Here is a 14467-nt window from a genome sequence, read left to right as displayed (position 1 = left end):
AGCGATGAAGCAAATTTTGATCATTACAGATGGATGCTCTAACGTAGGGGTTAGCCCAGTGATGGCGGCTGCCCAAGCTTTACGTGAGGGAATTACAGTGAACGTCGCCGGAGTCATAGATTATGGAACTATCGGCGAGCTTGGGAGCGCAGAAATTCAGGAAATTGCTAAAGCAGGGGGAGGGTTTAGCCAAATCGTCGGTACGAAGCAGTTGGCGCAAACCATGCAAATGATGACGCGCAAAACAGTGGTTCAAACGATTCAGCAGGCGGTTAATAGAGAGTTAACGCACATTTTGGGTGAGGGCGGCGCCCGGCATATCGGTGAACTGCCTCCGGCCAAACGAGCCCAGGTAGTTGAGGTAATGGATGAACTGACAGAAACAAGCCCTCTGGAAATTGCCTTACTCATTGATGCAAGTGCAAGCATGAAGCCTAAGCTGCCTGCTGTAGAGGATAGTATCCGCGATTTGCTGCTCAGTTTACAGTCCAGAAGCGGACTCAGCCGTATATCTGTATTTCATTTTCCGGGTGGACGAATGGGAGAAGACGCAGTCATGGATATCGGGTGGACCTCTGAGCTAGACCAGATCAAATCGATATTCGGACGCTTGCGGATGAAAGGAGCGACACCGACAGGACCAGCCATTTTACAAGTGATTGATTATTACCGATATGTTACACTAGGGGAACAGAAAGATCTGGAAGAATCCTATGGCAAAGGAGAAGGGATGCTCGGTGACTACGTCGTCTGATCCCGTTCTTGCACCCGGAACGGTCATCAAGGGCAAGTGGAAGCGGAGTAGCTATGTCATCCAGCGCTTGCTGGGCCGGGGAGCGAACGGAACTGTATATTTGGTAAAAGAAGCACAGGCCGATCGGCAATTTGCTCTCAAAATGGGAAAGAACACGCTTGATCTGCAATCGGAGATTAATGTGCTGACCACATTACAGTCTCAAGGGACTCAGGCTGCCCTCCAGCGGAATGGGAATCCTTCCTTCTTGTTTGAAGTGGATGATGTAGTGTTACGCAATGGGGAGATCCCCTTTTATGTTATGCGATACGTTAAAGGAGATCCGCTTCATAAATTTGTGGCAGCCAAAGGGTCTGAATGGTATGGTGTGGCTGGGACTGGCATACTGAATCGTCTGGCCGATCTCCATCAGGCAGGATGGGTGTTTGGCGACCTGAAGCCTCAAAATATATTGGTCAATGCCTATGGAGAGGCTGAGTTGATTGATTATGGTGGCGTGTCCCTTGCAGGTCGGAGTGTTAAACAATTTACAGAATGGTACGATAGGGGATTTTGGAATGCTGGTAGCCGAAATGCTGATCCCCAGTATGATCTGTTTGCCTTTGCTCTTTTAACGGTTCATATATTGGAGAGCGAATCGTTAAAGGCGGCTGCGAGTAGGCTGCCGCAGCTACGTAATACGGCAGAATTGACAGTCATTATTCGTCGCAGTCGTGTATTACGCCCCTACGCCGAATGGCTGCTGGGTGCAGTACGTGGGGAATATTCCGATACTCGTGCAGCGGCCCGAGCTTGGTCGCGTCTGGCTTCCGCGCATGTCAGGCAATCATCTGTCAAAAGAGGAAATCCACGCTGGTTGGGATATGCTTTCACGGTATCGCTTTTGCTGCTTGCTGGAGCGCTCTGGATTGCGTTAAGGTAGCAGCATGACTTACATAAGATAACATAGGATCATCATTTTTACGGTCGGGAGAAAAGAGGGTCGTGAATGGGAACAACAAAACCGACCGGTGTTGTACAGGAAGTGCTCGCTTTGGCGCGAGAACATTCCCTGTGGAGCCCCGGAGACCGCATTGTGGTTGCTGTATCCGGCGGACCGGATTCGGTGGCCCTTTTGCACATTTTACATGAAATATCCGTTATACATATGCCATTACAACTTGTCTGCGCTCATGTTCATCATGGCTTCAGGCCAGAGGAATCGGATGCGGAGGCTGAAGAGGTACGCAATATTGCCCGAAAGCTCAAGCTTCCATTTGAAATGATCCGGGTTGATGCACCCGCTTATATAAAGGAAAGCGGCAAGGGTCCACAGGAAGCGGCCCGTGAGCTACGGTACAGCTTTTTACATGATACGGCTACGAAGTGGGAGGCACAGCATATTGCTATGGCTCACCATGGCGATGATCAAGCGGAAACAGTCCTCTTGCACTTGCTGCGCGGTAGCGGACCGGCGGGTTTGGCGGGTATGCGTTTGGCACGCACCGAAAAAAATGTGCAACTCATTCGCCCGCTGCTTCGTATGTACAAGGCTGACTTGATTGAGTATTGTAACTTTTATGGTCTTTCCTATGTGACAGACAGCACTAATTTATCGACCAAATACCGTCGTAATGCCATCCGCATGGATGTGCTTCCTTTTTTGGGGCAATATAATGAGCAACTGACACCGTCCCTGAACCGGCTGGCCGAAACGATGGCTGACGAAAATGATTTTATGGAGGCAGCTACACTGTCGGTATACGAGAAAATGGTGCATTTCAATAATGGCAGGTACATGTTTTCCATCGCATCATACCGTAAGCTATCCGTTGCTTTACAACGGAGGTTGATTAAACTAATATTAAATTATCTGCCTTCGGACAGTGGGAATTTTGATTTTCGTAAAATTGAGACCGTTCGACTAAGACTTCTCCAGGAGACAACTTCTACATGGAGCTTGGACTTGGGCGGCGGTGCGGTTGGAGTCCGCGAATATGACCAGGCGGTTTTGTTTGACCGTACGCAAGTCGTTATGGGTGAATGGAGCTATGGACTGAGCGTATTGCCTATTTCCGGTGAGCTTGAGTTGCCTGAAGCGGGTGGTATACTCCGGTGGCAAAGAGCTTCCTATTTGGATGGACAACATCCGGCGAATGAGGAAGAAGCATGGTTCGACGCAGATGAATTGACTCTGCCGTTGACTGTACGCTCGCGATTACCTGGAGATACCATGTATGTAATGGGATTAAACGGAAGAAAAAAGGTTAAAGATATTTTTATTGATGAAAAAATACCTCCTTCAATGCGTTCCGTTATTCCCATCGTCTGCGACCATTCTGGAGTTGTTCTCTGGATTCCGGGCGTACGACGTTCTGTACATGCTGCGGTGCAAAAGCACACGTCTTCGGTTATATATATGTCATGGCAAAGACGAGAGAGTCCGTGGCACCGGTAATTGCGCAGGAACGGCTTTCATAGTATAAACTTAGGAGGTTTACACCGTTGCAAAATGATATTCAGGAAGTATTGATCAGTGAAGAAGAAATTCAGAGTAAAATCAAGGAATTAGGCGCACAGCTTAGCGTGAAATATGAAGGGAAAAACCCATTGGTGATTTGCGTGCTGAAGGGTGCGTTTATCTTTATGGCCGATTTGGTTAAATCCATTACAGTGCCGTTGGAACTTGATTTCATGGCTGTATCTAGTTATGGAGTATCCACCAAATCATCAGGTGTCGTTAAAATCATCAAAGATTTGGACGCTTCCGTAGAAGGACGCGATGTTCTGATTGTCGAAGATATTATCGATAGTGGTCTGACACTGACACATTTGATTGAATTGCTTAAAAATCGTAATGCCAATTCGGTATGTGTCGTAACTTTGTTCGACAAGCCTGCACGCCGGACAGTTAATCTTGAAGCTGATTACACCGGATTTACACTTCCGGATGCGTTTGTTGTCGGCTATGGTCTGGACTATGCCGAGCACTACCGGAACCTCCCATACATAGGGATTTTAAAGCCGGAAATCTACACCAGCTAATCTCAGCCTCCAGTCCTAGGACTAAATAGGGTCCTTTGTTGAGAAGGGCTTACAGGCTATGGTAAAATAACTTAAGTGTCTCGAGAGGAGGTAGGGGATGAATCGGTTCATCCGGAATTCTGGTTTTTATTTGATTCTTTTTTTAGTTGTGGTGGGTATCGTTCAGTTTGTTAGCAACAGTAACGAAGCCTCCGATCTCCCTAGATATGACCAATTACGGCAAGAGGTTAAAGCTAATAACATCTCTAAAGTAACGGTCCAATTTGACGGTTACGCCTATCTTGTAACCGGTGCATATAAGAAGCAGCCGGCTAATGCTAAATCAACCAATTTTTCCGTATACGTTCCGCCAACGGATCAAGCACTAAGTGAACTGGTGAATGCCAGCGAAACGAACGGGTTTGAATACGTACAGAAGAAAATGGAAGGCGAAAGCATTTGGCTGACATTTTTGACTTCTATCATTCCTTTGGTGATCATGTTCCTGTTGTTCTTCTTCCTGTTTAATCAGGCACAGGGCGGTGGCGGCAAAGTAATGAACTTCGGCAAGAGCAAAGCCCGTCTGTATAACGAAGAGAAGAAGAAAGTTACCTTCGAAGACGTAGCAGGGGCTGACGAAGAGAAGCAGGAGCTTGTCGAAGTCGTAGAATTCTTGAAGGACCCACGTAAGTTCGCAGCCGTGGGCGCTCGTATTCCAAAAGGTGTTCTGTTAGTGGGCCCTCCAGGTACGGGTAAAACACTCTTGGCGAGAGCTGTTGCAGGCGAGGCCGGAGTGCCGTTTTTCAGTATCTCAGGTTCTGATTTTGTAGAAATGTTCGTCGGGGTCGGTGCTTCCCGTGTTCGCGACCTGTTCGAGAATGCGAAGAAGAACGCACCTTGTATTATTTTCATTGATGAAATTGATGCTGTTGGACGTCAACGTGGTGCCGGATTGGGTGGCGGACATGATGAACGTGAGCAAACGCTCAACCAATTGCTCGTAGAGATGGATGGATTTGGGGCAAACGAAGGCATTATCATCGTTGCTGCTACTAACCGTCCGGATATTCTTGATCCAGCCTTGCTTCGTCCGGGACGTTTTGACCGTCAAATTACGGTTGACCGTCCAGATGTTAAAGGTCGCGAAGCAGTATTGCATGTACATGCACGCAACAAACCATTAACGAAGGATGTTAAATTGGACGTCATTGCGAAACGTACAACAGGCTTTACGGGCGCTGATCTGGAAAACTTGTTGAACGAAGCTGCCTTGCTGGCCGCTCGTCGCAACCGTAGAGATATTTCGATGCGAGAAGTAGATGAAGCTATCGACCGCGTGATCGTAGGTACTGAAAAACGCAGCCGCGTAATCAGTGACCGCGAGAAACGGATTGTTGCTTATCATGAAGCAGGGCATACGATTATCGGTTACTTCCTGGAGAATGCCGATATGGTTCACAAGGTAACTATTATTCCACGTGGACGTGCAGGCGGATATGTCATCATGCTTCCGAAGGAAGACCGCATGCTGACAACCAAGCAGGAATTGCTGGACAAAATCACTGGATTGTTGGGTGGACGTGTTTCCGAGGAGCTGTTTATTGGTGAGATCGGAACAGGGGCTTATAGTGACTTCCAACAAGCGACAGGCATTGCGCGTAGCATGATCGTGGAATACGGTATGAGTGAGAAGCTCGGCCCGATGCAGTTCGGAACTTCCCAAGGTCAAGTATTCCTTGGACGTGATATCGGTCATGAGCAAAACTACAGTGATCAGATTGCTTATGAGATTGACCAGGAGATGAATCGCTTCATCACTGACTCCTATGAGCGTGCTAGAGAACTCTTGACGAAGTATTCGAAAGAGGTTCATTTGATCGCTCAAACCTTGTTGGAAGAAGAAACCCTGGAGCTTGAACAAATCAAACGTTTGATCGAGACAGGTTCTTTGAACGGCAATACGAATGAGGGAGAAGGAACACCGGAAAACGGTGAGCCTGTGATCGACAACATCGGTGATGTTCGTGTACGTATTCAAGGTAAGGATGACGAGCCTAAGAATACAACAGATCAACCGAACGATATCCCTAATCTGCAAAAACCAGAGGATGATAACAATTCAGGCAATTCCGGCGGTACTCCACCGACAACAACCTGATTATCTGGTGGATAGTTGAATAAGCATATATGTAAGCTTCGGGGAACCAGATCCTATTGGTTTCCCGAAGCTTTTTTAAATGTGGAAGATTATTGCTGACGTGATTTGACAGACACAGGAACGTTGTGTACATTTATTGTTAAATAAACGGCTGTCGCCTTCCTAGCTTAAAAGGCCAACAGCCGCTGCAATCGACTTACTATCATTTTGAACATATCCGTGAGCGCATACTGTACGATCTATGGTGTGCGCTATTCTTCTGTGAAATCAGGTGAAAGGCATGATTCCAAGATATCTAGTTGATTTTGATGTAGCGGAATTGACCCAATACGAAGCCGACGTCTTAATCATCGGCTCCGGCATTGCGGGCTTATATACAGCGATTAAGGCTGCGGAGAATCGGAAAGTGTTGCTGATTACCAAGAAAACTTTAATGGAAAGCAACACACGTTATGCTCAAGGCGGCATTGCTGCTGTCACATCGGACGAGGATACACCGGCTTACCACATGCAAGATACTCTGATTGCTGGTGCAGGTCTGTGTGAACCCGAGGCGGTCAGAACGCTTGTTCATGAAGGACCAGACGGTATTAAAGAGTTAATACGATTGGGGACAGCCTTTGACCGTGTGAATGGTGAACTAGCGCTAACCCGAGAGGGGGCGCATAGTCATCGTCGCATTTTGCATGCAAATGGAGATGCCACTGGTTATGAAATCGTGCGTGCCTTGTCACATCAGGTTGTCGCCCATCCCGGTATTCAGGTGTGGGAAGAGTGCATGGTCATTGACCTGCTGACTGAGCATGGTGAGTGTATTGGCGCCCTCGTTCAAATGCCAGATGGAGAAAGGTCGTATATCACTGCCAATGCAACCATTTTGTGCTCAGGAGGTAGCGGGCAATTATACCGTTACACGACTAACCCGGATATCGCAACTGGGGACGGTATTGCTATGGCTTATCGTGCGGGGGCAGTTGTACGGGATATGGAATTCGTACAGTTTCATCCTACGGCGTTGTGCCATCCGGGCGCTCCAAGGTTTCTAATTTCCGAAGCCGTACGGGGAGAAGGGGCCGTGTTACGCAACATTCATGGAGAACGCTTCATGGACAAGTACGATTCCCGGCAGGAGCTTGCACCCAGAGATATCGTAGCTCGTGCGATCATCCATGAGATGGAACGCACTCAGTCTACGTTTGTATACCTGGATATTACACACGAGCCGCCTGAGCGGGTAAAGCAACGTTTTCCAACGATCTATCGGACATGTCTGTCATATGGGTTGGATATGACGACAGGCTGGATTCCCATTGCTCCTGCTGCCCATTATATGATGGGTGGTATCCAGACTAATCTATACGGGGAAAGCTCTGTTAGGCGTTTGTTCGCTTGTGGAGAGACTTCTTCCACAGGTGTTCACGGCGCTAATCGTCTGGCGAGCAATTCGCTATCTGAAGCTATTGTGTTCGCCAGTAGGATTATCGAGCGGCTGCATTCATTGCCACCGCTGGTTGGCCATACTTTGATATCTTACAATGATAACCGTTCAGAGTTTCAGGCTTCATCCGTCGCGGAACAGCGGTATAAGCTGCAAGAAACGATGGTTCATTATGCTGGAGTTCGTCGGCATAGTGAAGGGCTGCAAGCAGCTTTAGAAGAGCTGCGCGGGCTAGTGACTGCTTTTCAGGCTGTGATCACCAGTCGGGAAGAGATCGAATTCGCCAATTTGCTCACCTGTGCTTTATTAGTAGCAGATGGTGCGTTGCTGCGTGAGGAGAGTCGGGGGGCACACTATCGTGAGGACTTCCCTGAGACAGATGATTGCAAGTGGCGAAAGCATGTTCAGCAGCGACGTGAGCAAGGCATAACGGAGGAGAGCGTTCATGACATCTAACAGCGAGCTTTATGGAGAGTTTAGCGGGTATCAGGAGGAACTGACGGCACAAATTCGCAGCTGGCTACGAGAAGATACAGGTTCTGGCGATGTGACCACACGTTGGACGATTGAGCCGGGCCACCAATCCAAGGCTGTCATTCATGCCAAGGAGAGCGGCGTGATTGCGGGTTTACCTGTGGCGGAAATTGTATTTCGGGTAGTGGACCCTTCCTTGTCGTTCACTCCGTTGGTGACCGATGGTCAGTGGATTGAAAAGGGGAGCGTTTTGGCAGAAGTGAGTGGAAGTACTCATGCGATTTTGACCGGGGAGCGATTGGCGTTAAATTTACTCCAGCGGATGTCCGGTATTGCAACGCGGACGCGAACTTTTATAGATCAATTGCACGGACTTTCCACGCGCTTGGTGGACACACGTAAAACAACACCAGGGCATCGACTGTTGGAGAAGTATGCTGTGCGTGTAGGCGGTGGCTCGAATCATCGCTTTGGTCTATACGATGCTGTTATGATTAAGGATAATCATATTAAGGGCGCGGGTGGTATTGCACAGGCGGTGAGCCGAGCGCGCGCGCACATACCGCATACAATGACGATTGAAGTAGAGACGGAAAACATGACGCAAGTCCGGGAAGCCCTGGAGGCTGGGGCGGATATTATTATGCTGGATAACATGTCCGTCCCAGATATGAAGGAAGCCGTTCGCTTCATTCGTGAACAGGCCCCATACGTCAAGACAGAAGCCTCAGGCAATGTATCGCTGGATACAGTGCGTGAGATGGCTGAGAGCGGCGTAGATGTGATTTCTGTAGGCAGGCTGACATACTCTTTTCATAATCTGGATATCAGCCTTGACCTTAACGCTAAGAAAGATAGGTGACACCCATTGATTCTTGTAGTGGATGTAGGTAATACCAATATTGTTCTGGGGATCTATGAAGGGCGCGAGCTGTTGCATCACTACCGGATCAGCACCTCCAGACAGGCAACCGCGGATGAATACGGCGTACTCATACATAATCTTTTTAGTATGGGCGGCGTATTAAAGGATGACATTCAGGGAGTTATTATTTCCTCTGTCGTTCCGCCCTTGGTCCGTGTATTAGAGGAAATGTGCGATAAATATATAGGCAAAACGCCGTTAATCGTCGGACCGGGAATCAAGACCGGTCTTAACCTGCGTTATGAGAATCCGCGTGAAGTAGGTGCGGATCGGATCGTGAACGCTGTTGCGGCTGTAGAACGGTTCGGCGGGCCTCTCGTTGTGGTGGATTTTGGAACGGCGACGACGTTTGATTGTATTGACGATAAGGGAAACTATCTGGGTGGAGTCATTGTGCCGGGTATCGGCATTTCGACAGAGGCACTGTATCAACGGGCTTCCAAGCTCCCTCGTATCGAGTTGGAGAAACCCAAAAAGGTTATTGGTCGGAATACGGTCCATGCCATGCAAGCCGGGATTATTTTCGGTTACGCTGGACAAGTGGATGGCATTGTGAGGCGCATTAAGGAAGAAATGCAGGCAGAACCCACGGTTATTGCTACCGGAGGTCTTGCAGAGCTAATCGCATCAGAGACAGAGAGCATTCAGAAAGTGTTGCCGATGTTGACGCTCGAAGGATTACGCATCATTTACCAACGTAACGCCGAATAAAAAGTGGATATAAGCTGCCGCTGAGTCAAGCCGATGATCTTATCGGTTTGGATTAGCGGCGTTTTTCGTCTATACTGAAATATGTTACGTTTTTGAACAATTCGGTGATCTGTTAAGGCAGGTTGTTTATATAGTGGGAAATGATGTTTCAAGGATGAGGAAATACTAACGAAAATAAGCAGCATGGCTGCCTTGGATAATAGGGGAGGATATCAATATGGAAAATAAGCAGGATCGACTTATTCGCGGTACAGCCATGGATGGCAGGGTTAGAGCCTTTGCGGTTCGGACAACTCAATTGGTAGAGGAGTTGCGGAGAAGACATGATACTTATCCTACGGCAACTGCTGCTTTGGGACGAACTCTCACAGCAGGTGCAATTATGGGTTCCATGCTCAAAGGCAAAGAAAGACTAACCATTCAAGTCAAAGGTGATGGGCCGATTGGTCAAATCGTCGTGGATGCCAATGCTGTAGGGGAAGTGCGAGGGTATGTTACTGAGCCCCATGTGCATTTGCCAAGCAATAGTATGGGCAAACTGGATGTAGCGGGTGCAGTAGGTACAGAGGGATTTATTCATATCATCAAGGATTTGGGATTAAAAGAGCCGTATCGCGGTAGTATCCCGATTATTTCAGGTGAACTTGGTGAAGACTTTACCTATTATTTTGCCAAATCCGAACAGACTCCGTCAGCGGTGGGTTTGGGTGTGCTGGTAGATACGGATAACTCCGTTATAGTGGCCGGCGGGTTTATTATTCAGTTGCTTCCAGGCCTGAATGATGATGAGATTACTGCTATCGAAAATGCAGTCGGCTCAGTTCCACCCGTTACCGCTCTGTTGGATCAAGGGCTAGAGCTTGACGAAATGCTGCGTTGGATGCTGCCGGACGTTCGAATCCTTGATGAAATGGATATCCATTTTCAATGTGAGTGCTCACGCGAGCGCGTAGAAAAAACATTGATCAGTCTGGGAGAAAGTGAATTGAAGCAATTGATTGAGGAAGAAGGACAGGCTGAGGTCGTGTGTCACTTTTGTAACGAGGCTTATCAGTTTAATAAGGATGAATTGCAAAATCTGTTAGATCAAGCCAAGGCCTAACCGGATAGGCGGTGTAAGCGATGACTACACGGGAAAAGGGATTATGGACAGCTGTCATTATTCTGACCGTTAGCGTCGCCGCCTTGGGTGGTCTTATCATGCTTCGGGGGCTGTTAAAGCCGGGTGATGTAAGCAAGGATGACGGCGATCATACTGTGGCGGAGATGGGTCAGGAAGGCATATCGGAGGAACAGTGGGTAGCGGAACTGAAAAAGCGATATGGAACGAATACGCTGTTGCAAATGTTGAATCGTAGAGCCGTGCAGGCTGAAACCAAGCGTCTCGGTATCAAGATCACCCAAGAGGATTTACAGCAGGTGCTGGAGCAGGATAGCAAAGGGTACGACTCAGAACACGCCTACTTTGAGGAAATGCAGCGACAATTTGGCCTAGATCCGGTTGACTTGCGGAATGAAGCGGAGTACCGAATTGGCTTGGAGAAAATAGCCACGCAAGGTATTCAGGTTGAGGAAACGGAGATTGACGAGTATTGGGAACAGCACCCTGAGGAATTTGCCGTTGGTAAGCAGATCAAACTGGCAGCTCTTTATGTGGCCAAAGCAGAGGAAGCAGAGGTGTTGCTGGATCGGGTTAAGCAAGGAGAAAGCTTCGACACGCTGCTTCGGGAACATTCAGGCTCAGGTAATCTTCTCGGCGAGGATCATAGCGGACAGCTAGGATGGGTGGATGAATATGACCCATATCAACCGGAGGCGATCATGAAAGCGGCAAGAGAACTAAGCTCCGGGGACGTTGCAGGTCCCATCTCCATTAACGATGGCTATGCGGTCATTTATGTACAGGATGTCAGGCTAAAGAGTTCTTCGGATAAGCGGCAGATTCGTCAGCAAATTCGCCGGTCGCTTGCGCTTGCACAAGCCGCTCCTTTGGATGAGGTCGAGAAGAGTCTGCGTGATAAATATGGAGCTCGTATTTTATCTGGGAAAGAGGAACCTTCCGCTTCTCTATAGCGTCGTAAAAGAATCTAGATCTGAAGGAAGCACGGTGCGGATAACGCGGGCGAACAGCATTGTAGCTTATTTACTCGTATTGACAATGGAATTGAAGATTGTTATGATTAGCGTATAAAACCAACTATTTTTATCGGAAATTAAATGAACGGCATAACACGAAGAATGATTTACCTAGAATCATCTACAATATGTTTTCGCAATTTTTAATATATCATCTACAGTCAGGGAGGAATTATCATGGCTAAAGTTGTTAATAACATCACCGACCTTATCGGGGAGACTCCCCTCGTTCGCCTCAACCGGATCGTACCGGAAGATAGCGCCGAAATTTATTTGAAACTGGAATATCAGAACCCAGGCTCCAGTGTAAAAGATCGTATTGCGATTAGTATGGTGGAAGAAGCTGAGCGTGAAGGCCTGCTTAAGCCGGGTGGTACCATTATTGAAGCAACTAGCGGTAATACAGGAATCGGCTTGGCTATGGTTGCTGCTGCGAAGGGGTATAAAGCAGTAATTGTTATGCCAGAAACGATGAGTATAGAGCGTCGTAATTTGCTGCGTGCTTATGGAGCCGAGCTTGTGTTAACACCTGGCTCAGAGGGTATGAACGGATCTGTTAAGAAAATGGAAGAGCTATTGAGCGAAAACCCGGATTATTTCGCTGCCGAGCAGTTCAAGAACAAAGCTAATATCAAAATTCACCGTGAAACGACGGGTCCTGAGATCGTAGAAGCGATTCGTTCCATTGGCGGCACTCTGGACGCTTTTATAGCAGGTATAGGGACTGGTGGAACTATTTCCGGTGCTGGAGAAGTGCTTAAAAAAGAATTCCCTGATATTAAAATCGTGGCTGTAGAGCCCGCTTCTTCCCCATTGCTAGCAGGCGGCAAGCCAGGACCTCACAAAATTCAAGGGCTGGGTGCCAACTTTATTCCCGAAATTCTAAACCGCGATATCTATGACGAAATTTTTCATGTAGAAAACGATGAAGCTTTCGAGGTAGCGCGTAGAGTGGCCAAGGAAGAGGGCATTTTGTCCGGTATTTCTTCTGGCGCGGCTGTTCACGCGGCCTTGAAGCTTGCTAAGCAATTGGGCAAGGGTAAGCGGATTGTTGTCATTATTCCAAGTAATGGCGAACGTTACCTGAGTACACCACTATACAATTTCGAGCTGTAATTATGTCGTAATTGTGTATACTATACGTAAGGAAACCCTCATTTCCCCTGTAACCGGGGGATGAGGGTTTCTTTGTAACGAGAAGAATGCAGACTTTTGGCAAAGTAATGGAAGGGGTAGCGCACACAGATGAAATGGACAGCTAGAGTGACGGAGGCGCAGTGGCAAACCTGGCAGAAGGAGGGCTGGAGTATGCTTCCCTATATTGCTGAGTACCCATTGCCCGGAGGCGGATTGCCTCCATCGTGGCGGAGGGCTTGGGAGGATTCGGCGCCATATGCTTTCTTGCTGGAGAGCGCTAAAGGTGGAAGATATACGTATCTGGCCTTGAATTCGGTTGCTATATTGGAAGGCAAGGGAGAACAAGCAGTTTGGACTGATTTGCAAAGCGGGGAGCATGGTGCTATACATGGACAACCTTTGACAGTCATGAACGATTGGATCGCCCCTTACCGTGCGCCACGTGTACCTGGCATGCCTTTTTTCTCTGGGGGATTTGCAGGCTACCTGGGCTACGATGTAGCTCGCTCGTTAGAGCGTTTGCCAACTCAAGCTGCAGACGATACCGATATACCTGATTATGTGTGGATGCGGGTGAATGAGCTATGGATTTATGATCATGAAACATCATGCCTATACTGTGCTGTCCATATGCCTAACCCTGTCCGCTTGAGTGAATTCAGTAGTCAGACTGATTTGGCAAATGAGGTTATGTTGAATGAGACCGCATCGATACTTGGCAAGCATTATGCGGAAGCGGTCCAACGTACAGAACGCATGTTGACTCAGTGGAAGAACATTATACATGCGGGAGAGACTGATCCGGCTTACCCTCTTCGTTGTGCTCGGCTGTCCGAAAAAGGATTAGAGGCTGTTCATCAGGAATCTGAAGGCTGGAAAACGGCATTCAGTCAACAAGATTTTGAACATGCTGTGAAACGTGTGCAGGAATACATTGCTCAAGGAGATGTATTTCAGGTGAACTTGTCGATTCGTCAGCAACGTACGCTTGCAGCCCTTCCTGAGAATATATATGAATGGCTTCGTCTGCTGAATCCTTCCCCTTATATGGGGATGCTGCGCATGCCAGATTTGCGGATCGTCAGTGGCTCACCGGAATTGCTGGTGAAGCTGGAAGATGGACGTGTGAGTGCTCGACCTATTGCAGGTACGAGAAGAAGGGGACTAACACTGGATGAAGATGCCGCTATGGCCGCAGAGCTTCTATCAAGTGAAAAAGAACGAGCCGAGCATATTATGCTCGTCGATCTGGAGCGTAACGATATCGGCCGGATTGCTGAATACGGATCGGTGCATGTTCCTGAATTGCTGACGGTCGAATATTATTCGCACGTTATGCATCTGGTTTCTCAGGTTGAGGGGAAGTTAGCCACGGGTCGTACAGCTATAGACGTAATTGCTGCTACCTTCCCGGGTGGAACCATTACCGGAGCTCCTAAGGTGCGTACGATGGAAATTATTGAAGAGTTAGAGCCCGTCCGTCGGGGTCCTTATACGGGGTCCCTTGGATGGATTGACTATAATGGTAATATGGAATTAAATATTATAATAAGAACATTAGCTGTTCAGGGCAATACTGCCTATTTACAGACAGGTGCGGGTATCGTCATTGATTCAGACCCGTACAGAGAATATCGGGAGTGTCGGAACAAGGCCAGAGCTGTCATGAAGGCGGTACAATGTGGGGAAGAAGAAGCCGCTTTGAGCAGGAGCGGTATCACAGGAGGGTGA

Annotated in this window: 12 protein-coding genes; all 12 read left to right on the top strand. The window is 48.1% G+C overall.

Annotation, left to right across the window (positions count from 1 at the left end):
- The first annotated feature begins 4 nt into the window (after nt 1-4).
- Nucleotides 5-754 (top strand): vWA domain-containing protein, encoded by a 750-nt coding sequence (locus tag HFE01_RS23740; RefSeq protein WP_016818910.1) that lies wholly within the window; start codon nt 5-7, stop codon nt 752-754.
- Nucleotides 738-1676: a protein kinase domain-containing protein gene (locus tag HFE01_RS23735; protein ID WP_016818909.1), complete on the top strand. Its 939-nt coding sequence runs from the start codon at nt 738-740 to the stop codon at nt 1674-1676. Before HFE01_RS23740 ends, HFE01_RS23735 begins: the two co-directional genes overlap by 17 nt.
- 66 nt (nt 1677-1742) lie before the next feature.
- On the top strand, nt 1743-3191 hold the full coding sequence (tilS, locus tag HFE01_RS23730) for a tRNA lysidine(34) synthetase TilS (RefSeq protein ID WP_123796609.1): 1449 nt from the start codon (nt 1743-1745) through the stop codon (nt 3189-3191).
- 47 nt (nt 3192-3238) lie between these two features.
- Nucleotides 3239-3778, top strand: a complete 540-nt coding sequence (hpt, locus tag HFE01_RS23725) for a hypoxanthine phosphoribosyltransferase (protein WP_013368693.1) — start codon at nt 3239-3241, stop codon at nt 3776-3778.
- A gap of 97 nt (nt 3779-3875) precedes the next feature.
- The gene (gene ftsH, locus HFE01_RS23720) at nt 3876-5915 is read left to right on the top strand and encodes an ATP-dependent zinc metalloprotease FtsH (protein WP_017427052.1); all 2040 of its coding nucleotides are present in this window, start codon (nt 3876-3878) and stop codon (nt 5913-5915) included.
- Nucleotides 5916-6195: 280 nt separating this feature from the next.
- Complete coding sequence (gene nadB, locus HFE01_RS23715) at nt 6196-7809, top strand: L-aspartate oxidase (RefSeq protein WP_167438697.1); 1614 nt, start codon at nt 6196-6198, stop codon at nt 7807-7809.
- Nucleotides 7799-8689: a carboxylating nicotinate-nucleotide diphosphorylase gene (gene nadC / locus HFE01_RS23710; RefSeq protein WP_167438696.1), complete on the top strand. Its 891-nt coding sequence runs from the start codon at nt 7799-7801 to the stop codon at nt 8687-8689. The genes nadB and nadC overlap by 11 nt, the downstream gene beginning before the upstream one ends.
- A 6-nt stretch (nt 8690-8695) precedes the next feature.
- Nucleotides 8696-9463, top strand: coding sequence for a type III pantothenate kinase (locus tag HFE01_RS23705; protein ID WP_076294550.1), 768 nt, complete (start codon nt 8696-8698; stop codon nt 9461-9463).
- 217 nt (nt 9464-9680) lie between these two features.
- Nucleotides 9681-10565, top strand: coding sequence for an Hsp33 family molecular chaperone HslO (hslO, locus tag HFE01_RS23700; RefSeq protein ID WP_107735122.1), 885 nt, complete (start codon nt 9681-9683; stop codon nt 10563-10565).
- 20 nt (nt 10566-10585) lie between these two features.
- Complete coding sequence (locus HFE01_RS23695; protein WP_107735121.1) at nt 10586-11536, top strand: peptidyl-prolyl cis-trans isomerase; 951 nt, start codon at nt 10586-10588, stop codon at nt 11534-11536.
- 240 nt (nt 11537-11776) lie between these two features.
- On the top strand, nt 11777-12715 hold the full coding sequence (gene cysK / locus HFE01_RS23690) for a cysteine synthase A (protein WP_016818901.1): 939 nt from the start codon (nt 11777-11779) through the stop codon (nt 12713-12715).
- Between the two features lie 129 nt (nt 12716-12844).
- Nucleotides 12845-14467 (top strand): anthranilate synthase component I family protein, encoded by a 1623-nt coding sequence (locus HFE01_RS23685; protein ID WP_167438695.1) that lies wholly within the window; start codon nt 12845-12847, stop codon nt 14465-14467.

The organism is Paenibacillus sp. EKM10P, assembly GCF_011800655.1.
Taxonomy (GTDB): Bacteria; Bacillota; Bacilli; order Paenibacillales; family Paenibacillaceae; genus Paenibacillus; species Paenibacillus polymyxa.
The sequence above is the reverse complement of the archived record's forward strand: the minus strand, read 5'-3'. Positions and strand labels throughout refer to the sequence as shown.

Bases quoted from the DNA above. Each gene is read 5' to 3' on its own strand.
- nadB (WP_167438697.1), top strand. From the start codon at position 6,196: ATGATTCCAAGATATCTAGTTGATTTTGATGTAGCGGAATTGACCCAA.
- HFE01_RS23740 (WP_016818910.1), top strand. From the start codon at position 5: ATGAAGCAAATTTTGATCATTACAGATGGATGCTCTAACGTAGGGGTT.
- HFE01_RS23685 (WP_167438695.1), top strand. From the start codon at position 12,845: ATGAAATGGACAGCTAGAGTGACGGAGGCGCAGTGGCAAACCTGGCAG.
- nadC (WP_167438696.1), top strand. From the start codon at position 7,799: ATGACATCTAACAGCGAGCTTTATGGAGAGTTTAGCGGGTATCAGGAG.
- HFE01_RS23695 (WP_107735121.1), top strand. From the start codon at position 10,586: ATGACTACACGGGAAAAGGGATTATGGACAGCTGTCATTATTCTGACC.
- cysK (WP_016818901.1), top strand. From the start codon at position 11,777: ATGGCTAAAGTTGTTAATAACATCACCGACCTTATCGGGGAGACTCCC.
- ftsH (WP_017427052.1), top strand. From the start codon at position 3,876: ATGAATCGGTTCATCCGGAATTCTGGTTTTTATTTGATTCTTTTTTTA.
- hslO (WP_107735122.1), top strand. From the start codon at position 9,681: ATGGAAAATAAGCAGGATCGACTTATTCGCGGTACAGCCATGGATGGC.
- tilS (WP_123796609.1), top strand. From the start codon at position 1,743: ATGGGAACAACAAAACCGACCGGTGTTGTACAGGAAGTGCTCGCTTTG.